Here is a 20,108-nt window from a genome sequence, read left to right as displayed (position 1 = left end):
TGTTCCGGTGCCGCTTTTGAGAGACGCCCCAATCGAGGAATAACAATGAGCGATAAATTGCTGTGCGAAGTGGATAGCGAGGGCGTGGCCACGGTCACCCTGAACCGGCCGGAAATCCACAACGCTTTTGATGATGAACTGATCCACGAGCTGGCCACCACCTTTGACACCCTGGCGCAAAACCCCGCTGTACGTGTGTTGGTACTGGCTTCCAATGGCAAGAGCTTTTCTGCCGGAGCCGACCTCAACTGGATGAAGCGCATGGCGACCTACTCAGAAGAGGAAAACCGCCGAGACGCCGCTGCGCTTGCCGCCATGCTGTACAAGCTCGATACCTTCCCTGCGCCTACTATCGCGCGGGTACAGGGCGCTGCATTTGGCGGGGCCGTGGGCCTGGTGAGCTGCTGCGATATGGCCGTGGCCTCTGAGCGCGCCAGCTTCTGTTTGTCTGAAGTCAAAATCGGGCTGCTGCCCGCCACCATCAGCCCCTATGTCATCAATGCGATCGGCACCCGCCACGCGCGCCGTTACTTTGTTACGGCGGAGCGCTTCTCCGCCGAGCGCGCGGAACAAATGGGCTTGGTATCCGAAGTCTGCGCCGAGGGCGACCTGGACCTGCATGTGCAGAAATTAGTGAATGCCATCGCCGATAATGGCCCCAAAGCGGTCGCCATGGCCAAGCAACTGGCCATGTCCATGTCCAACCGGGTTATCAACGATGAATTGCAGGGCCAGACCAGCGCGCTGATCGCTGCCGTGCGTGTATCGCCGGAAGGACAGGAAGGGTTGAGTGCGTTTTTGGAAAAGCGCGCACCCAAGTGGATGAATGGTGGCGAAGGATAATTTTATGATTCGCAAACTGTTAATAGCTAATCGCGGCGAAATCGCCTGCCGTATTATAAAGACCGCCCGCCGCCTGGGGGTGGCCACCGTTGCCGTCTATTCCGATGCGGATGCCGACGCCCTGCATGTGCAGATGGCGGACGAAGCGGTACACCTGGGTCCGGCGCCGGCCAGGGATTCCTACCTGGATATTGACAAGGTATTGGGTGCTGCGAAGCAGACAGGCGCGGATGCCATCCATCCGGGTTACGGCTTCCTGTCGGAAAATGCCGAGTTTTGCCGCGCCTGCGATAGCGCCGGCATTATTTTTGTCGGCCCGCCCACCGGCGCGATTGAGGCGATGGGCTCCAAGTCCGCCGCCAAACGTATTATGGAAGAGGCCAATGTGCCCCTGGTGCCCGGTTACCACGGCACCAACCAAAATGAAGAGCTGCTGGAAGGTCACGCCAACCGCATCGGTTACCCGGTATTGCTGAAAGCCGCTGCCGGCGGTGGTGGTAAGGGCATGCGCCGTGTCGACAGTGCCGGTGAATTCCACGAAGCACTGGGCGCTGCCAAGCGTGAGGCCATGAATGCCTTTGGCGACGACATCATGCTGCTGGAGCGCTATGTGGTGAGTCCCCGCCATGTGGAAATTCAGGTGTTCTGCGATCAGCAGGGCAACGGTGTCTATCTGTTTGAGCGGGATTGCTCGGTGCAGCGCCGCCACCAAAAAGTAGTGGAGGAAGCTCCCGCACCGGGCATGACTCCGGAGCTGCGCGCCCGCATGGGTGAAGCGGCTCTGCGTGCGGCCCACGCGATTGGTTACGTGGGTGCCGGCACGGTGGAATTCCTGCTGGATGCCAGCGGTGCCTTCTACTTTATGGAAATGAATACCCGCCTGCAGGTGGAGCACCCGGTTACGGAAATGATCACTGCCCAGGACCTGGTGGCCTGGCAGCTGTCAGTTGCCGCTGGCGATACCCTGCCCATGGGCCAGGATGAGCTGCAGATCAATGGCCACGCCATGGAAGTGCGCATCTACGCCGAAGACCCGGATAATGATTTCCTGCCGGCAACTGGCGTGTTGGTGCGCCACCAGCCCCCGGCGGAAGGCGAGGGCGTGCGGGTGGACACCGGCGTGCAGACCGGCGATGAAATCAGTGTGCATTACGACCCGATGATCGCCAAATTGATCTGCCACGGCCGCACCCGCAAAGAAGCCCTGGCCAAACTGGATCGCGCATTGCGTGATTATCAGATTGCCGGTGTGCGCCACAATATCGAATTCCTGCGCAGAGTGATCAATCACCAGGCATTTGCCAGCGGTTGTATTTCGACCCACTTTATCGAGGATTACGAAGCGGAAGTACTGCACCAGGAGCAGACACTGACGCCGCTGAAATGCGCTGCTATTGCCGGTTATTTGCAGCAGCGTGAAGAGCGCGATCTGCGCAACAGCGCACCCCAGCGGGATCCTTTCTCTCCCTGGCATAATGGCGATAACTGGCGCAATGCTCTGGCCGGCAGTCGCACCCAGACGGTGGACTACCGTGGCCAGCACGCTCAAATTCGCTTTGTTGCAGAGGGCGATAGCCTGCGCTGGACTTGCGATGCCTTGCCTGAGGAACATAACAGCGGTGACATTCGCCTGCTGCCGGGACGCGACTTGATGCTGGTGGATGGCCGTCGCATGAGTTTCTCCGCCGTGGATACCCGCGATGGTGGTGCTGTATTTATCGATGGCACCCAGGTGGAATTCAAGTTGCTGCCACCAGATATCGGTGAGAGCAATGACCAGGCCCACGGCCTCGATGCCCCCATGAACGGCACCATAATTTCGCTGCTGGTTGAGCCCGGCTCTACAGTAGAAAAAGACCAGCCGCTACTGGTCATGGAAGCCATGAAAATGGAACACACCCTGCGGGCTCCAGCAGCCGGCACTGTGCAGCAGTTCTTCTGCGCCGAAGGTGAATTAGTGGATGGCGGTAGCCTGCTGGTGGATTTTGCCGGGGAGGAACAGTAATGACTTTGCCCAAGCAAGTCAAAATCGTCGAAGTGGGCCCCCGCGATGGGTTGCAAAATGAAAAGCAGCCTATCTCTGTGGAGACCCGTATCGCGCTGGTGGACAAGCTCAGTGCCAGCGGGCTGTCGGTTATTGAAGCCGGCAGCTTTGTCAGCCCCAAGTGGGTACCGCAAATGGCCGCCAGCGAGGAAGTGCTGGCGGGTATCCAGCGCAAAGACGGTGTTATCTACAGCGCCCTCACGCCAAACTTAAAAGGCTATGAGCGCGCAGTGGAAGCCAAAGCGGATGAGGTCGCCGTATTCGGCGCGGCCTCAGAAGCCTTCACCCAGAAAAATATTAATTGCAGTATTGCTGAGAGTCTTGAGCGCTTCCGTCCACTGGTGGAAAAAGCCAAGCAAGGCGGTATACCCGTGCGCGGATACGTATCCTGCGTACTTGGTTGCCCCTATGAAGGCGATATTGATCCGGCCAAAGTGGCAGAAGTCAGTGCCGCTCTATTGGAAATGGGTTGCTACGAAATTTCCTTGGGCGACACCATCGGTGTCGGCACCCCGGAAGCCGCCAAGCGTATGCTGAAACAGGTGATGGCCCGTGTACCTGTGGAAAAACTTGCGGTGCATTTCCACGATACCTACGGCCAGGCCTTGGCCAATATCTACGCGGCCTTACAAATGGGTGTCGCAGTAGTAGATTCCGCCGTAGCTGGCCTGGGCGGCTGCCCCTATGCCCGCGGCGCTTCCGGTAATGTTGCCAGTGAGGATGTACTCTATATGCTCAATGGCATGGGTATTGAAACCGGCGTGGATTTGCAGTTGCTGGCAGAGGCTGGGAACTTTATTTCTGAACAGCTGGGGCGGGAGACCAACTCCCGTGTGGCCAAGGCTTTGGTGCCTTGCTGAGAAATTTCTAGGGCGGTTGGAACACCGCCCAGATACTATGGATTCACTTATTAGCGAAGATCAGATATTTACCCGATAAATTAGTGGGTAATTATTTCCGTTACCTTCCCTGCAATCCTCTACTCCAAAACCTACAGTATTAGATTTTGCAAAATATGCAGACAAAAGTGATGAGAATTGCTCTTTCGTGTCATTATTATTTGTTCCATCATTGCGGTCGAATTCTATGACTACATGGTTGCTGGAAGCTGATGGGCAGCCTTCCCCTAATTCGTTGCCGCTAGCATTTGGTGAGAATTTAATAACTGCATAGTATTTATAGGTAGTAATGCCTTCGATAGTTTTATTAGGCTCAATTGTACTTGATGCAAAACTGGTGCTGGCTAGTAGCGCTAGTAGTAGTCCGGAGAATAAATTTTTCATTTTCATAATATAATTAAAAACTCTTAACTCACTTAAAGTGTAATGAAAATCATCTGTCAATTTTTAGCCCGGCCATTTTATGGTTAATTAAGAAAGATTGAAATCGATTTATTATTATTTTGTACCCCTCGTTTAATTGGAATTAACCGCCATATTTGCAAGTGATAGTTATTACCAGAAGCTCCCGTGCTGCGCCTAAAAAAGGAAAGAGTAGGTGTGGATAATAATTTTTAACCTGGGTTTTTTGGTTTTCTATATAGGGTTAATTGTCGCAGGTGGTAAGCTTTTTTGTTTCTATTTCAGTAAGTTTTTGTTGGTTGGTTGTTTTAAGCCTATAGCTAGAAATTGCTGTATTTGCTTCTTATTGTCTTATTAAATTTGAGTTGTTGAATAATGATAGCCAATCAATACTCCGGTCTTGAGTTGAGATTAAAGGTTATCTGTTTAGTGATTATTTTCCGGTTTAGGCGCCAATACCTTAAACGGTCGCATCATATCGTAATCTTCATGGGAGAGTAGATGACAGTGCCATACATAGAGGCCCTCACGGTCAAAGCGAGCTATTACCCGTGTTACTTGGCCGGGAAGGGCAATGACCGTATCTTTAGGGCCGCTTTCTTCTGGTTGTGGTGGAAGGGGTTTCCCCTGTAGAGATGTTACTTCCAGTCGTGCCCCCTGAAATACCTTATCGGTATGCATAAATTTCTGCGGCTTGGGGATAAGTTTGCCTTTAAAAGGCTGACGATCCAGCACTTGGAATTCCACCAGATGAATATGGATTGGATGAGCCGATACTGTAGGGTTGTATATCTCCCAGATCTCTACGGCGTTGTGCTGGATAATTTCCGTGGTAGGGTCCTCGAAAAATAGGGAGCCTTCTTTTACTGGACCTAACATCAGCAGATTACGGCCATAGGGGTCGTCCAGGCGGTAGGTGGCAAGCTGTCGTGTGTAGTTCGCTTGACTAAGCCTATTAAGTGGAGGGCGCAGGGGAGTATTCAAGGTTAGCTTTAAATCTCCAATCATATCTTTGACCGCTGCTTTCTGTTTATCGGGAGAGGCTTTTGCAGGCGCCGAAGCAATATGGAATTGCAAAACTTGGCCAGTGGTATCGGGGTCGGTAGCTGGTGTGGTGCCACCGCGCCCATCACTTAATACACGTTTACCATCAGGGTTGTATACCAGTGGAATTGAACTCTTTGGATCATTGGCCTCTACAAATCCCTTAAAAGGGATATCCGGTCCAAAATTTCGCAGTGTCAGTTTGTGTCCTTCATAACCACTGAAATCCACTAAAACATCTGCTCGCTCTGCGGGCGCCAATACCAGCTCGTTCAGTTGCACAGGGAGATCGAGAAAGCCACCGTCGCTGCCGACCTGCACAAAGGGGGTACCTTCGTCGATCCTGAGTATCAGTGTGCGTGTATCGGACGCATTGAGTAATCGCAGTCGATAAACGTGCGGTGTGACGTTGACTTTGGGCCAAGCCATGCCGTTTACCAACATAAAATTGCCAAAAAATTCGTCCAGGTGAGAAGGGTTGGGCCAATTGGCCTTCACTGCCTTGTGGGAAACCGGTGATGGAGGCTGGTCCCTCCAACCAGGAAAATAGAGCTGCCCATCTGAGCTAAACAGGCTGTCTGTAATAGCGGCAACCAAGGTACGCTCTTCTGTGGGAAGTAGTTTTTCCTGTATCAGGCGATCTTCATTGTCGTCGCCGACCAAGTAAAAACCGAATAATCCTGCATAAACATTAAGTCGGGTCATTCCCAGGGTGTGATCGTGATACCAGATAGTGGTGGCATCCTGGGAGTTGTCGTATTCGTAAATCTTTTTTTCAAATAACGGGCCCGTCTCGTGATAATTTCGTGTGTACCAAGCGAGGGGATTGCCGTCACTTTTCCATTCTGTATGCCCGCCGTGAAGATGAATAACCATGGGTACAGCTTTGGGATCTTTTACATCGGCGAGGTGAATGGATCGATCCACCGGAAATAGATGCGGCCCCGGTAGCTCATTGGCCCAGTGTACAAATACCGGTTGGCCTTCCCGGGCGCGAATAGTAGGGCCGGGAGAGTGGATGCGACCTGCATACTCAAAACCCCAGGCCTTTGTCATTAAACGTTTGCCTTCCTTATCCCGTAGCCCCATCCAAACCTGGGTGGGCCTTGCTGGCAGTTTGAGTGGAGCTGAGCTCTTGGGTCGGATCTCTACAGGTATTGGCAGCTCGTTAACGAATTTATCCACAGTTGTTGGATCCAGGAGGGTCAGGGGAGGTGCCTTGACGACGGAAATTTTTTCCTCGCTAGCAATTAGGGAAACAGGAAGTGATAACAATAGGCAGAAGAATATCCGAAGCATTGGCTGCTCATGGTGGTTCGTATTTAACAGCCAAGTATAGGTAAGGGAGTACTGTCAGATCGGAGAGACCTTAAGTGCAGACAAAGGCGCACAGGGCCCTTACCTGATGCGACCCTTCACTAGATAAAGCGATTGATCGCCGTTTTGGCATTGTCCTGATAGGTAGGGTTGTCCAGGTCCGGGAAAAGCTTCCGCTGTTCACCTAGAGGTCCTGTCAATCCGCGTTCACTGCCGTAAAAAATACCTGTGCGGAAGGATGTTGTATCCAGCAGGGCATCGATATAGCGCTTGGCGCCTATTTCGACTTTGTGGGCTTTGCCCAATAGCAGCATAATCCGCATCATGCCCTTCATCATATATTGCTTGAATAACGACAGTGTATTGAAGCCCTCTGTGCCTACAGTAGCCCCCGGACTCATGGTTACGAAGCGGATATGGGGGAATTCCCGTGCCATGGAAGACATCCATAGGGCGCCCATATACTTTATCGGACCATAGGGCACCGTAGCGTCTTTGGTACTGGCATAGAGCTCTCCTTCACAGATCTGCATAAATTCCTCCACAGAGGCGCTTTTCAGGTCTGGTTGCTTCATACCCATCTCTTTTACGCCGCGGGCGGCCTCGGAGCCGGCGTAGATAGCAGCCTGGGTTAATTTATTGGCTTTCAGCAACTCGTTAGTCAGTAGTGCATGCCCGAGCAGGTTGACGGCGAAAATTTGTGTGACTCCCTCAGGGGTTTTCTTATAAAACTCTTTACCTCCAGTGCCGCCAGCATTCATAACCAGTGCATCAATTGGGGAGTCTAAGGTTTGAACCGCCTCTTTCACGGATTGTTGATCTGCGACATCGATCAGCAATACTTCGAAGATATTCCTGCCTGTTTCCGACATCAGCTCGGCCTGGGCTTCTTTGACTCTCTGCAGATTGCGGCAGCCGAGATAGATCTTGTTAATCTGCTGGTACTCCGCCAGTTGCTTGGCGCACTCCCTGCCTAAGCCTGCATTCGCTCCGGTAATCAATACACTCTTAATCATCTTTCTGTCTCTGTGGATATTGGGAACTGGTGCCCGGATATGGATATACCCGGCTGTTGGAGGGAAAGATAAGCGGTTAAGCGCCTCGGGTTTTGATATTTCTTGCTGTCCTCATGGGATACCAAGACCGCAAGAAATATCAAAAATTGGGCCTTACCGACCAATATGATTAGGTCATCTCTTCAAATACGGCAAACTAAGGTGACACTGTGAATCAGGCGAGTTCTATAGAAAGAAAAATTTTCCAATTGTTAGTGGTAGCACTGGCAGTGATCTGTTTTGTTCCTGGCGGGATCAGTGCATTTGGGGGGCTGAATGGCAGTGCTGCCCTGAGTGGTGGTGCTATGCTTTTCGGCCCGGATAGCCCCTTGAGAGGATTTGGGGATAATCAATATCGATTTGCCTTTGGTGTTTTCTTTGCCCAGGGGTTGGTTCTACTGTATTTCCTGAGCAATATCGAAAAACATAAAGCATTGTTTTACTTCGTGGCTTTATCCCTCTTCATTGGCGGTCTGGGTCGCTTAAGCAATATTCTGGAATTTGGATTGGTGGATGACCAGGTCTTACCGCCTACAATTATTGAGCTTGCGATAGTTCCACTTCTGGTTTTTTGGCATAGGCGAGTGGCCTCTCAAAGTTAGTCATTAGAAGCTCTTAGTCAAGCAACTTAAAATTTTTTATGCTTAAGAGGTTATTGCTTTGTTACCAGTATTTTTACATATAGAGTCTTCACCAAACCTACAGGAATCGCAGGCTCTTCAGCAGTATATAGGTTTGGCTCCGCAATTAATGCAACAGTATGGGGGGGTGCCTATCGCCTCTTATGATGTGGAAGAAGCCCTGGACGGAGGTCGGTCACCAAAGGCATTTGTTGTGGTATCTTTTCCGGATCGGGAGGCGATCTATGCATTCTTCAATGATCCAGCCTACCAGGCGATCATTCCTTTGAGGGACAAGGCATTTGCCCATTTACGCTTTTTTATCACTAGTGAACGAATTTGATTTAAAGGCATGCTAAACCGGGAAGGTATTCCTCAAAAATCTCACCGTCCCAACGTAAATAGGCAGTAAAGGAGCCTCTCATGCAGCGATTTTTTAAAAGTATCAACTTCGTAGAGCAGCATCTATACGACAAAATTTCTGTTCACGAAATTGCCGCTGCCTCTCATTACTCCACCTACCACTTCAGCCGTATTTTTAAGGCATTAGTGGGGGACTCACCGAAAGAGTATTTGCGTAAGCGCCGATTGACCGTCGCTGCAAAGAGGTTGTTGAGTGAAGATATTGGTATTCTTGAGCTTGCCATGGAGTGCCAATTTGATTCCCAAGAAGCGTTTACTCGCGCGTTTAAAGCTTTATTTAATGTAACCCCGGCGCAGTATCGAAAGCAGCAGGACCCTTTCCGGTTGCTATATAAAGATCAATTTAGCCCCCATATGCTGCACTTCTTGAAAAATGAGCTGTCCATGGAGCCACAAATTATTTCGCGCCCAGCGATGCAATTGGTGGGGATAGCGCAGGAATACGATCATGAAAATCTCAGCTTGCCAAAGCTCTGGTCTGCATTTCGACCTTACAGGGATAAAATCCCCAATCGTATCAACGATGAATCGTTTGGCATCTATGAGTGTTATGAGGAAGCGGGTGATGAAATTCAGTTTAAGTATGTCTGCTGTGCGCCGGTTGCCGACCTGACTCAGGTACCCGAGGGAATGGTGGCGCGGGAACTACCGGGCAAAATTTGTTCACCGCGGATCTATTACCACCCTGGAGCAGACATTGAAGTATATCTGGGGGAGCTGGCTGCCAAAGTCTAATTATGACTATATCGAGAAACCAGACTTTGAGCTCTATCCGCCCAGGTATCAGGTTGCCAGCCCGACAGCCGAAATGTACCTCCATATCCCCGTTAAAGAGAGACAATGATCGTTTAACAATAACGCAGATTTATCACTATTCAACATTTTTGGCTACTTGATCTGTGCCATACCGATTTTGCAGATTGCTTCTTCGATCGAAATTTTTATGTAATAAATTTTATATTGGAGGGAAGTACTCTCTGCAGGTGTTCGCGAAAGAAGGCAAGCTTATTGGGTGGAAAGATAAATTCTGGAATTTTTCCTGGTGAAATCTGGTTGTAGGATAGGGAAAAAATAGCCACGCTCCTCAACTGAGTCAATGGCTATCTTTCTTATTTCGGATTTTTTGATTGATAAATTGCCAATAAAGGAAAACGTTTCATCGAGTCGTACATGGGAAACGGCAAAGCTGATCACTATGGTGCTATAGGAGAATGGCCTCTTTTACTTTAAATTGTGAGAATTGTTCTGCCCTTCAAAAAGAAGAATAATTTTTAATTTCTTAAGCAGAACTCCCTTACTCTATATCTTGGTTTTCTTGGCTTCTCTAGATAATGGTTGCCAAAGTGGATAAGGCGCTATGCCCAGTGGTTTATTTTTAGAGTGGTTCTAAAGAGTAGCAACTATAAACCTTGCTGGTTTCTATCTTGGTATTTCGATCGTACTAGTTTCTGCATAATCTGCTAACATCGGCGTAAATCCTGTTGTTAGATCAATCCCTATGAAACTATTACGTTGGCTCCTGCTTATTGTGCTTGTCTTATTGGTGATTTCCGCCCTTGCGGCGCCGGGTTTCATTGGCCCCAAGGTGGAGGAGGTCTGGAAACAGCAGGTCGGTAGGTTACAAGGGGGTAATTCCACGAGTTACCAGCGTGGCTGGTTTGGTGCTGAGACTAATACTGAGGTTGGACTGCAAAATGGTACTACCGAGCTGCATACTGAAATTCACCATGGCCCTGTACTGTTTACTTCCCAAGGGCCGAGATTAGGGGTTATCTATAGTGAAACACGCTTGGAATTGGAGCAGTTAACCCCTGAATTACGCGCACGGCTTGAGGGCATATATGGCCGTTTACAGGATAGCCCATTGGTACTGGAAACTCTTGTAACAGCTGATAACCGCGTACTGAACACACTGCGTTTTGAGCCCTTCAAAAATACCGGTACCTATGGCCAGCTGGAATTTGATGGCGGTGAAATCACAGTAAAAACGGATTATAGCGGAGCCATGTTAGATGGCGTTATTGATTTGGGTAGCCTGCGACAGATACGGGACGGGGTGGAGGTATTATTTACTGAGCCCCTCAAGGGTGAGTTTCAAGTAGAGCCCGGGCGCGGTGGTAAGGCGCAGCTGCAATTATCGTTGTTACGTGCTGAGTCTGATTCGGGACCTGTACAACTGCGAAATATTACTCTCGACCTGGATTTGGAAATGCTTGCTGCACAGACTTTAAAAATTGTAAGTGATTTGCAGTTGCCCAATGTAGAGTCTGCAACTCCGATCATCTCCGCTCGTCAACAGATGACCTTGCCCGAAATCACCGCTGCAGACTTGGGCCACTACCTGCGTGTGTTGTTGCCCAATCCTGAGCGCAACTGGGCCCGTGAGATGCGCCCACCTTTGCGTCTTCAACAGCAACTGGTAGTGGAGTCACATAATGGTCCGGTGTTAGTGGATGCGGATATTGACTGGAAAGGGTTACAACGTCCACCTCGTCACCGTGGGGGCAGCCCACTGAATCAATGGTTGAAACCACTGGTGGGCACCATGACATTGAGCGCGGCGGAGTCAGCCCTATTGCAGTCACCATTAGTAGCTCAAGCAATGATGTTACGAGAATATGGGCTGCTACTGGAAAAAGATGGTGAGCTGCAAATGCACCTTGAAGTAAAACGGGGACGGTTGGAAGTGAATGGCCAGGATTTGCCACCGGACCTATTTATCATGGCGCTTACCGGGCGGTTTTGATCGGAACTAAATAGGGGAGCGGCCCGTCCGCTCCCCGCATACTATCGAGTGGCCTCGATTTGATCACACAGCTGTGCTGCACTTATCTTGGAACAGGTTTCCCACTACCCTCAACCAGTATTGCGCATACCGGCTGCAATTCCGGCGATGGTAACCATTAAGGCACTTTCCAATACCGTGTCGGCCTCCCTCTCCCGCAAACGCGCCATCAGCTCTGCCTGGAGCAAGTGAAGTGGATCTGTATAGGGGTCACGTACGCGTATCGACCAACGCATTACCGGATTATTATCCAACAGACTTTCCCGCCCGGTGAGCCGCTGCAGTGCACTCACTGTGTGGCTGAGGCGCTCTCGGAGGTTCTCACCAAGGGCAATCAATTCCTGATCGTCGGTCAGTCGCTCCTCATACCAGGAGGCGACCCGTGTATCGGACTTGGCCAATACCATTTCCAGCATATCCACCACGCCTTGGAAAAAGGGCCACTGGTGGTTCATATCGCGCAGAGTATCGGCCTCGTCAGCGTGCTTTAAGGCCTGCTCCAAGGCGGTACCGGTACCCAGCCAAGCGGGTAACATTAAGCGAATCTGGGTCCATGCGAATACCCAGGGAATGGCACGCAATGTTTCCACGCCGCCACCGGGCTTTCGTCTTGCAGGGCGGCTTCCCAGAGCGAGCCGGCTCAACTCCGTTTCGGGAGTGACGGTGCGTAAGTAAGCGACCAGCGCGGGGTCGTCGCGAACAACCTCCCGGTAGCTATCGACAGAGATATCCGTAAGGCGCTCCATTTGGTTGCGCCACTCAGGTCGTGGTTGCGCGGGTGGCATTAGGGTGGCCTCAAGTGTTGCAGCCACGTACTGCTCCAGGTTATAGGCAGCAACTGCCGGACGGCCGTATTTAAAGCGGATCATTTCTCCCTGCTCGGTAACCCGGATGCGACCGGCAACAGAACCTGGCGGCTGAGAGAGCAGAGCCATCCGCGTGGGGGAACCGCCACGGGAAATGGAGCCTCCGCGACCATGGAATAAAGTCAGTGGAATACCGTGGTTGCGAAAGATATCGGTGAGTGCTTCCTGGGTGCGAAATTGCGCCCAGGCGGCACCGAGGAAGCCGGCATCCTTGGCGGAATCTGAATAACCAATCATTACCTCCTGGCCATCCAGCACACGTTGCTTGTATTGGGAAATATTGAGCAAGGTGCTCATGGTGGTGGCAGCATTGTTCAGATCGTCGAGGGTTTCAAACAGTGGTACTACGCGCATTGGTTGTTGAACGCCGGCAATTTTTTGCAGCAGCATTACCGCCAGGACATCGGAGGATTTTTTCGCCATGGAAATCACATAGGCACCGAGACCTTCGGTGCCCTGCTCAGCGACTACCTTGCAAGTTTCCAGCACTTCGCGCACATCTTCATCGCAGAAATCTGTTTGGTAAAAATCTGCGTTGATCAATGGCCGGCGGTTGTCCAGCTCTGCCAGTAGGAACTCCAGTTTGCGCTTCTCATCCCAGGTGGCGTAGTTGCCAATACCGAGATAGCGAGTGATGGCATCGAGAGCATCTGCATGGCGAGTGGATTCCTGGCGAATGTCGAGACGTAGCAAGGTAATGCCGAAACAATTGAGACGGCGCAGGGTATCTTTAAGCTGGGCATCGGCAATTGCGGAGAGGCCCATCGAGCGGAGGGAGCGGTCGATTAGGCGCAGTTGTTCGGACAGTTGTCCGCTGGTGAAGGTTTCGCCCTTGGGCTTCGGTTGGTTATTGATGCACGCTTCTATCTGCGCGCGAGTGTTGCGCAAACGGTTGCGGATCTGGCGCAGCACCAGGCGATAAGGCTCGTGGCTGGGTCCGGTATGCGCTAATAACTCTTCGCTGGCTTTGTGCATCGATAAGTCTGCAAGCAGATTTTCCACATCCCGCAAGTAGAGATCGGCAGCCATCCAGCGCGCAAGTAGCAACACCCTACGGGTTACCGAGGCAGTGACATTGGGGTTGCCATCGCGATCGCCCCCCATCCAGGAGGCAAAGCGGATAGGCACCCAGTCTTCCGGCAGAGGCGGTAACTCCGCCAGATCAAGCTCTTTCTCAATGGCGCGCATGCTTTGGGGAACTGCCTGCCACAGAGATTGTTCGATAGTGGCGAAGCCCCACCTGGCCTCGTCGACCGGTGTCGGTCTTTCGCGCCGAATTTCATCGGTGTTCCAGGCAGAGAGAATCTGTTCATGTAAATGTCGCCGTAGCTCCTGGCTTTCCTCTACAGTGAGGTCTGGCCGGTCCAGCTTAGCGAGCAGGTCAGCAACTCGGTCGTACTTGCGGATCAAGGTGCGGCGGGTAACCTCTGTAGGGTGGGCGGTAAGGACCAGCTCTACTGACAGGTTCTGCAAAACCTTGTGAATTTCATCCGAGGGTATCTTGGCCCGTTTCAGCTCCTCCAGCACCTGGCGTAGGCCGCGATCGGTGTCTGGGTCGCCGGAGAAGCGCTGGTGCTGCCGGTGCAGGCGTTCGCGATGGCGTTGCTCAGCAATATTCGCCAAGTTCAGGAATTGGCTAAAGGCGCGCGCTACCTCGAGCAGGGTCTCATCATCGAGGGGATCAAGTAGATGACGCAGGCGATCTACCTGCATCTCTCCAGTGCTGCGGCTCTCTACAGCGGCCTGGCGTATCGTTTCGACGGTATCGAATAGCTGCTCGCCAGCCTGCTCACGCAATACCGAACCCAGCTCCTCGCCAAGCAGACGCACATCTTCCCTCAGTGGGGTATTTTGATCCTGACTCACGAATCCTATTCTCCCTAGCAAAGGCAACGAGGCGATTATCTTCGCATAATTTCACCTGCTGGGGGATTGGACTTCTAGCCATATTGAAAATCAGGGCGAATAATCCGAACAATAAGAAATTTAAATTAGTAAGTATTCAACTAATTAATAGCTGGTTGGTAGTTATTTGTCATAAATTTACACAAATTAGGGGAGGAGGCTTTTTCTAGTGGAATTAGTGAATTTAGAGAGGCAAAAACATTTTACTTCGAATAATCGAGCAGAATCTTTGTTTCTTTTGTCACTGGGTGTGTGTTCTTAGCAGTAGTGATTAAAAGGAAAATATTGGCTTTAGGAAGGCTTACAAAAATTAAAGAGAATGTAAAACCTGCGCAATATGTTGCGCAGGTAAAACGCATATTTTGAATTTATTAACTTTTGCAAAGTCAGTAGGCTGGGCGACGATCTACGAGTACCAGCCAGCCGCGGATGACACGGTAGAAAACCCAGATCCAGTTAATGGCGAGAACGATATAGCCAAGGCCAAAAATCCATACGGTGCAGATGCCTACGATGGTCCACAGCAGCCAGAACCAGAAGGTACGAATCTGCCAGCGAAAATGGGATTCTGCCAGGGTGCCGCGCACATCGCTGCGTTTAAAGTAGTTGATCAGCACACCAATAAACATTGGAACAGCAGTAAACAGGCTGATGGCCTGGATTAAATAAACCATGATGGCCAGGTCGCGTCCGCTTTGCTCTCGGGCTTCCTGGGACCGCACGGGGTACTGCTCAGACATAACTTTATTCTCTTAAGGGTTCAGTAAAATATAGTGTGGCCTGAGCGATTCAATTCAACTTAGGTGAGTTGGAATGGCAGTTATTTGCGACAATCGGATGTGGTCGCCGCCTTTGACGATATGGAGCTACCCCTTTTATTTCAAGGCCCACTCTGTGTGTACATTGCGTTCACGCCAGGCTTTTAGTTGGCGAACGGATTCACGCATAAGTTGCAGCAGCTCCGTGCGCTGTTGCCTGCAGTGCTCCCGCTCGCTGTCGATCGATAGATTGGCTGCGAGGCTGCGCAGGCGTGCGGCGACACTGTCTAGCCCAACCTCTGATGCAGCTCTGGATATATTTTGTGCCTGTTTTTCCGCATCCCGCCAGTGGCGTCCAGTCAGGGCACTGGTCAGGGTGGTTATCCGTTTGGGCAAGGTGGCACTGCGATCACTGAGGAGTTCGGCGAAAGTCAGGTGATCGAGAGTGTCCCGCTGGCGAAACAAAGTGTTGGTATTGAGAAGTTTTGCTGGCCGCGGTTTTTGTTGGATATTGGCGTCCTGGCTGCGTCGCCCGGCCCAGCTCATTAATTGCATTATTTGGCGGTCGGCGACAGGGTGAGTAAGCACCCCGGTAAAACCGCGGGCCTGGTAGCGCTCTTTGTCTCCAGTATTAGTATTTTGCAGCAGGGCAAAAATTGGGAGTTCAGCGCCGCGTTCACGGCGAATTTCACGTACTGCTTCAACACCATCCATTAGTGGTAGATGAGTGTCCGTGAGAATCAAATCAAATGTTTTTTGCAGCGCGGCACTACTGCCGTCAATACCATTACATTCCCGTTGCACATGGTGTCCCATGGATTCCAGGACTGACTGGAGGGATTCGTGTTTATTATTTTCTACTAATAACACTGAAAGGCGAGTACCGTTATTTCCAATAACTTCCTTTGGCAACTTCAGTTCCACCATTTCCACTTTTCCAACCTGGCGAAGGTCATCCAGGGATTTAAGTACCGCATTAAGTTGGCGCTTGCCGATTTCCACCAGGGCCTTGATGTTATTGTCTTCACTACGTGCCAGTAAATTAAGGGTGCCGAGTAAAGTATCTAGTGGATGGTGTAACTGGTGACGGGCGATAGTGAGTAGATCAGATTTTTCTTGTCGTAAAAGTTCCAGGCTTTCGCGAGTTTCTTCCAGTTGCTTTCCCATAGCATTAAATTCGCTATTGCGGCTGTGCACTTGCTGAAACAGACTGGTATTTTCCGCGCCCAGACTATCAATGCGTCGGTCAGTTTCCCGTTTTAATTTGCTTAGACTCAACTGTCTATTCAGTGCAAAAGCACAAACTATCAAAAACGCAATGACCGTTAAGACGAGCCAGATAATTGGCAGCTGTTGATCGAGAGTGGGCAGCTCGTAAGCCTGTGCGATACTGGAGATAAACACAGAGCCACATACTATTGAGCCGATCAGCAGGGCGTGTAATGAAACACGACGAGAGGGTACCCTCCCAGAAGATATGGTTTTTATCATCCTTGTAACCATTTTTTTGTTGGGGCGGACTAAATCCTGCAGTCCGCATTCTGTTTTTTACGGTGGGTTTCTATAGATACTCCCGAATACTTCAGACCGTTTGATACTGCAATATTGCACAGGGCACAAGAGATATTTTTTGGATGAAGGCCCTATGCAGGAGGAGAAAACAGTCATATGTATGAATGCTTTCTCTACTATCCAAGTAATATCGCGCCAATCAGGCATTGGCGGTTTTTTTGTAGGGGTTAATAGGTAGGAATTGCAGCCTATTACAAAGGCTGGGAGGACAGACTTTTTTACAGGACGCGTACGAGGTTTGGCGAGTTCACAACTCAGGCTAAACGGCGCGATTCCCTGTGAATAACACCCTGAGGCAATTAGGCGGCCTGGGGTAAACGCTCCTGCAGTAGCTGTAACATACGCTCTGAAGGGAGGAAGAGACGGATGCCATCGCAGTGGGCGAGTAGCTCCTGATAGAAATAATCAAAGTGGGTGCAACCCAGGATCAGGATTTGCACGCCGCTTTTTACCAGTGCGGCAACGAGGTCATCGAGGGCATGCTGCTGCACGATCATTTCCGCGGCGAGACCGTCCTCAATATCCTCGACAATCTGCAAGTTGCCGATGCCAATTACTTTTGCAGTTTTATTGCGCTCGAGGATTTCACGCTCGATATTGGCGCAACTCTGGCAGTTAGCTGCGAGCAGGCCAAAGTTGCGATAGCGCTGTGTCAGCTCGGCGTAGACTTCCAGGGGCGAGACAACCTCAATGGGGGAGGCGGCTTTGACTGCCGGCATATCTACCGCACCGGAAAGGGAGTTGCAGTAGATCATGGCAGCATCAGCACCTGCTTCGTGCAATTGCTTGATGGCTTCGATCAGTTGCTGAGTGAGGGCACCGCGCTCCAGGGCTTGCAGTTGGGTCTGGGCTTGTGGCGATGCTGAAAGTGAAAGGCCCAGCCCGCGAAAGTGTCGTGCAGCAAGGAAATCGAGACCAAAGCGGGTATCTGTGGGGGTGCCGGCGACTATGCCAATGGTCATGGAACTCTTCTCAATGGCGTTATAGGTCAACACAGCGAATTTCCTCTCTCTCGTAATGCTCAGTCGAGTGTTATTGTTCGCCTAGGAGACTCTTCTGCTCCACAGGGAACTGACATTATTAATCCATACTCGGCGCACCCAGTCGAGATAAATCCCATAAGGGCGCCCGAGAGCGCCGGCGATTAGCATAAACGTGATACTGGCAGTGGCGATTTCATCCCAGCTGGCGCCGCCGAGGCGCATATTGCACAGATACAGAGGAAACTGAAAGCTCAGAAATACGAAGGTGTCCACGAGGTAGGCATTGACCACACCGCCTCCGCCAAATCTGTTCACAATCCAGCTGCGATAAACACTGAAAGGACGTGCTATCAGAGTGTTGAATACCAGCGCCATCAGTCGCACTTTCAGGTGTTCATTCCAGCTCATACCGGCCAGGACCAGCTCAATGGGAATTGCCACAGCCCAGGAGAAGCTGTTCATTGCGAAGATATCCAGCAGAAAGTCCCAGCGGCGAGCATTGGGCGTTTCTGTGTCGGCGTCTGGGCTGGATGGAGTGATTGCGGGCGCGGACATGGAGCTGGAAACCTCGTAGACTTCTGGCCGCCTGATACAGGGTGGCGGCAAGCCGGCGATTATATCTACAATTGGCATAAATGCTAGCCCCTACATCTCGACTGGTAAGACTTGTCGAGATAAACATCCTAAATTTTTTTAGAAAATTAATCTAATTATCTTATTGGCTCCTGGTGCCTCCTGGCTATAAGGGCTATTCAGCAGTTAATATGCAACTCTTTGCATAAGCTTAATCGGAGTTCCTATGTCCTTGCGCTATGCTGTCCTCACCTTGCTGGATATCGAGCCCGGCAGCGGTTATGACCTAAAGCGCCGTTTCGAGCGCAGCGTTTCGCACTTCTGGAGCGCCAGCCACCAGCAGATGTATCGGGAACTACACAAGTTACACGCTGAAGGTCTGTTGAATTGCGTGGAACAGCCCCAGGAGGGAAAGCCGGATAAGAAAGTCTACAGCCTCACTGATAAAGGCCGAATGGAACTGCGCGACTGGGTGACCCAGCCAGCGGCGCCGCAAAAGATCCGCGAGCCCTTCTTGGTGCGTATGTTTGCCGGCCACCACCTGAGCCAGGAAGAGCTACGCTCGGCACTGAATACGCAACTAAGGCTTCACCGGGGACTTCTGGATAACTACAGTGAGCAAAACGAGCGAGTACTAAATAGTGATATTGCCCTGCAAGAGCGCTACTGGCTCGCGCACCAGACCCTGTTGTTGGGTATTGAGGCGGAGAAGACCTGGATCACCTGGGCGGAAAAGTTGCTCGAAGAGCTGGATGAGAAGTGCGAAGAGGATGGCCAGGCAGTGAAATAAAAAAACCGGGCCCGGCCCGGTTTTTTCAGGTCTGAAGTAAGTCTAATCAGACCGCGATCTTTTCTACCACCAGACTGCCGATGGAATAGCCGGCGCCGAAGGAACAGATAATGCCGCGATCTCCAACCTGCAAGTCGTCACTGTGCAGGTTGAAGGCGATTACCGAACCGGCGCTTGCGGTATTGGCATAGCGGTCGAGTACTACTGGGGCGCGCTCGATGCTGGCTTCGTCTCCCATCAGTTTCTTGGCGATCAGGTTGTTCATATTGATATTGGCCTGATGTAGCCAGTAGCGGCTCACGCTTTGCGGATTGGTATCGGTTTCCTGCAGGTGCGCCTCAATATGGGCTGCAGCCATGGGGCAAACCTCCTTAAAAACCTTGCGACCGTTCTGGCGGAACAGTTTGCCAGGGCCGAAGGGATCAACATCCGCGGCGCGCGCTGCATATCCGAAGTTTGAGCGGATATTGTTGGAGTAGACGGTCTTGGCTTTGGTGCCGAGTATTTCCCAGGCACTATCTACAGAGCATGTCTCACGGCGCTCGATTACGCTGGCTACAGCCACGTCCCCGAAGATAAAGTGACTATCGCGGTCTGTGAAGTCCACTTGAGGGGAGGCCAGCTCCGCGTTAATCACCAGCACAGTGCGCGCGGCGCCGGAGCTGATCGCATCTACCGCTCGTTGTAAGGAGAAGGTTGCTGAGGAGCAGGCGACTTCCATATCAAAGGCAAAGCCGTCGATACCGAGAGCACCCTGGATTTCGATAGCAATAGCAGGGTAGGCACGCTGCATATAAGAGGCGCCGACGATTACCATATCCACATCGGAGGCTTTCTTACCGGCTTTTTCCAGCGCCAATTTGGCAGCATTCACGCCCATCTCGGCCTGTACACAGAGATCGTCGTCATTGCGCTCGGGGATAAATGGGCGCATGCGCTCTGGGTCGAGAATCCCCTCGCGGGTAACTACATAACGGCTTTTAATCCCTGAGGCTTTCTCGATAAATTCTGCAGAGGATTGGGGTTTGGCTTGCAGTTCCCCATCTTCAATTTGCTGCGCGTGCTTCAGGTTATACTGTGTAGCGTAGGTATTGTAAGCATCTACCAACTCTTCATTGCTGATAGATTCTGGTGGGGTCCATAGGCCTGTCCCGCTGATGACAATGCCCTGTGGCAATTTGTACTCACTCATCGCTGAATTCCTGGCCCGCACCAAAAATCGTGCGAGC

16 protein-coding genes and 1 pseudogene are annotated in these 20,108 nt (G+C 51.3%); 8 read left to right on the top strand and 9 right to left on the bottom strand.

The window, feature by feature from the left end; translation table 11 throughout:
• Window positions 1–45: 45 nt before the first annotated feature.
• From ABWV76_RS20345 to ABWV76_RS20335, 3 genes are read left to right on the top strand one after another with little or no spacing between them, the layout of a single operon-like run.
• Window positions 46–843 (top strand): enoyl-CoA hydratase/isomerase family protein, encoded by a 798-nt coding sequence (locus ABWV76_RS20345; RefSeq protein WP_282953633.1) that lies wholly within the window; start codon window positions 46–48, stop codon window positions 841–843.
• Between the two features lie 4 nt (window positions 844–847).
• Window positions 848–2,848, top strand: coding sequence for an acetyl/propionyl/methylcrotonyl-CoA carboxylase subunit alpha (locus ABWV76_RS20340; RefSeq protein ID WP_026304902.1), 2,001 nt, complete (start codon window positions 848–850; stop codon window positions 2,846–2,848).
• Window positions 2,848–3,747 carry a hydroxymethylglutaryl-CoA lyase gene (locus ABWV76_RS20335; protein ID WP_020411585.1) on the top strand — a complete coding sequence of 300 codons (900 nt, stop codon included), beginning with the start codon at window positions 2,848–2,850 and terminating at the stop codon, window positions 3,745–3,747. The genes ABWV76_RS20340 and ABWV76_RS20335 overlap by 1 nt, the downstream gene beginning before the upstream one ends.
• Window positions 3,748–3,807: 60 nt before the next feature.
• On the opposite strand, the gene ABWV76_RS20330 is transcribed toward ABWV76_RS20335, so the two are convergent.
• The 3 genes from ABWV76_RS20330 to ABWV76_RS20320 all read right to left on the bottom strand — a co-directional run bounded on the left by ABWV76_RS20330 (window position 3,808) and on the right by ABWV76_RS20320 (window position 7,565).
• Window positions 3,808–4,230: a hypothetical protein gene (locus ABWV76_RS20330; protein WP_353377101.1), complete on the bottom strand. Its 423-nt coding sequence runs from the start codon at window positions 4,228–4,230 to the stop codon at window positions 3,808–3,810.
• A 384-nt stretch (window positions 4,231–4,614) separates the two neighbouring features.
• Window positions 4,615–6,531 carry a multicopper oxidase family protein gene (locus tag ABWV76_RS20325; protein WP_353377100.1) on the bottom strand — a complete coding sequence of 639 codons (1,917 nt, stop codon included), beginning with the start codon at window positions 6,529–6,531 and terminating at the stop codon, window positions 4,615–4,617.
• A gap of 119 nt (window positions 6,532–6,650) precedes the next feature.
• Window positions 6,651–7,565, bottom strand: a complete 915-nt coding sequence (locus ABWV76_RS20320) for an SDR family NAD(P)-dependent oxidoreductase (RefSeq protein ID WP_353377099.1) — start codon at window positions 7,563–7,565, stop codon at window positions 6,651–6,653.
• A gap of 209 nt (window positions 7,566–7,774) precedes the next feature.
• Between ABWV76_RS20320 and ABWV76_RS20315 the strand changes: the two genes are divergently transcribed.
• The 4 genes and pseudogenes from ABWV76_RS20315 (at window position 7,775) to ABWV76_RS20300 (ending at window position 11,393) form a co-directional block, all read left to right on the top strand.
• A complete protein-coding gene (locus tag ABWV76_RS20315) occupies window positions 7,775–8,206 on the top strand; it encodes a DUF4345 domain-containing protein (protein ID WP_353377098.1) in 432 nt (143 codons plus the stop codon).
• A gap of 58 nt (window positions 8,207–8,264) precedes the next feature.
• A complete protein-coding gene (locus ABWV76_RS20310; protein ID WP_020411580.1) occupies window positions 8,265–8,567 on the top strand; it encodes a DUF1330 domain-containing protein in 303 nt (100 codons plus the stop codon).
• A gap of 80 nt (window positions 8,568–8,647) precedes the next feature.
• Window positions 8,648–9,491, top strand: a pseudogene (locus tag ABWV76_RS20305) (AraC family transcriptional regulator).
• Between the two features lie 654 nt (window positions 9,492–10,145).
• Window positions 10,146–11,393 carry a DUF945 family protein gene (locus ABWV76_RS20300; RefSeq protein WP_282951819.1) on the top strand — a complete coding sequence of 416 codons (1,248 nt, stop codon included), beginning with the start codon at window positions 10,146–10,148 and terminating at the stop codon, window positions 11,391–11,393.
• A 110-nt stretch (window positions 11,394–11,503) separates the two neighbouring features.
• Here ABWV76_RS20300 and ppc read toward each other — a convergent pair whose 3' ends face one another.
• The 5 genes from ppc to alaE all read right to left on the bottom strand — a co-directional run bounded on the left by ppc (window position 11,504) and on the right by alaE (window position 18,149).
• On the bottom strand, window positions 11,504–14,164 hold the full coding sequence (gene ppc, locus ABWV76_RS20295; protein ID WP_353377097.1) for a phosphoenolpyruvate carboxylase: 2,661 nt from the start codon (window positions 14,162–14,164) through the stop codon (window positions 11,504–11,506).
• A gap of 425 nt (window positions 14,165–14,589) precedes the next feature.
• Entirely contained in the window at window positions 14,590–14,943 is a 354-nt protein-coding gene (locus tag ABWV76_RS20290) for a DUF4870 family protein (RefSeq protein WP_282951817.1), read from the bottom strand.
• 135 nt (window positions 14,944–15,078) lie between these two features.
• Complete coding sequence (locus ABWV76_RS20285; protein ID WP_282951816.1) at window positions 15,079–16,452, bottom strand: response regulator; 1,374 nt, start codon at window positions 16,450–16,452, stop codon at window positions 15,079–15,081.
• 380 nt (window positions 16,453–16,832) lie between these two features.
• A complete protein-coding gene (locus ABWV76_RS20280; protein WP_353377096.1) occupies window positions 16,833–17,528 on the bottom strand; it encodes an aspartate/glutamate racemase family protein in 696 nt (231 codons plus the stop codon).
• Between the two features lie 48 nt (window positions 17,529–17,576).
• Complete coding sequence (gene alaE / locus ABWV76_RS20275; RefSeq protein ID WP_353377095.1) at window positions 17,577–18,149, bottom strand: L-alanine exporter AlaE; 573 nt, start codon at window positions 18,147–18,149, stop codon at window positions 17,577–17,579.
• Between the two features lie 166 nt (window positions 18,150–18,315).
• On the opposite strand from alaE, the gene ABWV76_RS20270 reads away from it, so the two are divergent.
• The gene (locus ABWV76_RS20270) at window positions 18,316–18,879 is read left to right on the top strand and encodes a PadR family transcriptional regulator (RefSeq protein ID WP_020411572.1); all 564 of its coding nucleotides are present in this window, start codon (window positions 18,316–18,318) and stop codon (window positions 18,877–18,879) included.
• A 46-nt stretch (window positions 18,880–18,925) separates the two neighbouring features.
• Here ABWV76_RS20270 and ABWV76_RS20265 read toward each other — a convergent pair whose 3' ends face one another.
• Window positions 18,926–20,071, bottom strand: coding sequence for a beta-ketoacyl-ACP synthase III (locus ABWV76_RS20265; protein ID WP_353377094.1), 1,146 nt, complete (start codon window positions 20,069–20,071; stop codon window positions 18,926–18,928).
• Window positions 20,072–20,108: the final 37 nt, after the last annotated feature.

The sequence above is a fragment of the Microbulbifer sp. NBRC 101763 genome (assembly GCF_040371615.1).
Classification (GTDB): Bacteria; Pseudomonadota; Gammaproteobacteria; order Pseudomonadales; family Cellvibrionaceae; genus Microbulbifer; species Microbulbifer variabilis.
Note: the sequence above shows the minus strand (reverse complement) of the source record. Positions and strands in the feature narration are given on the sequence as shown.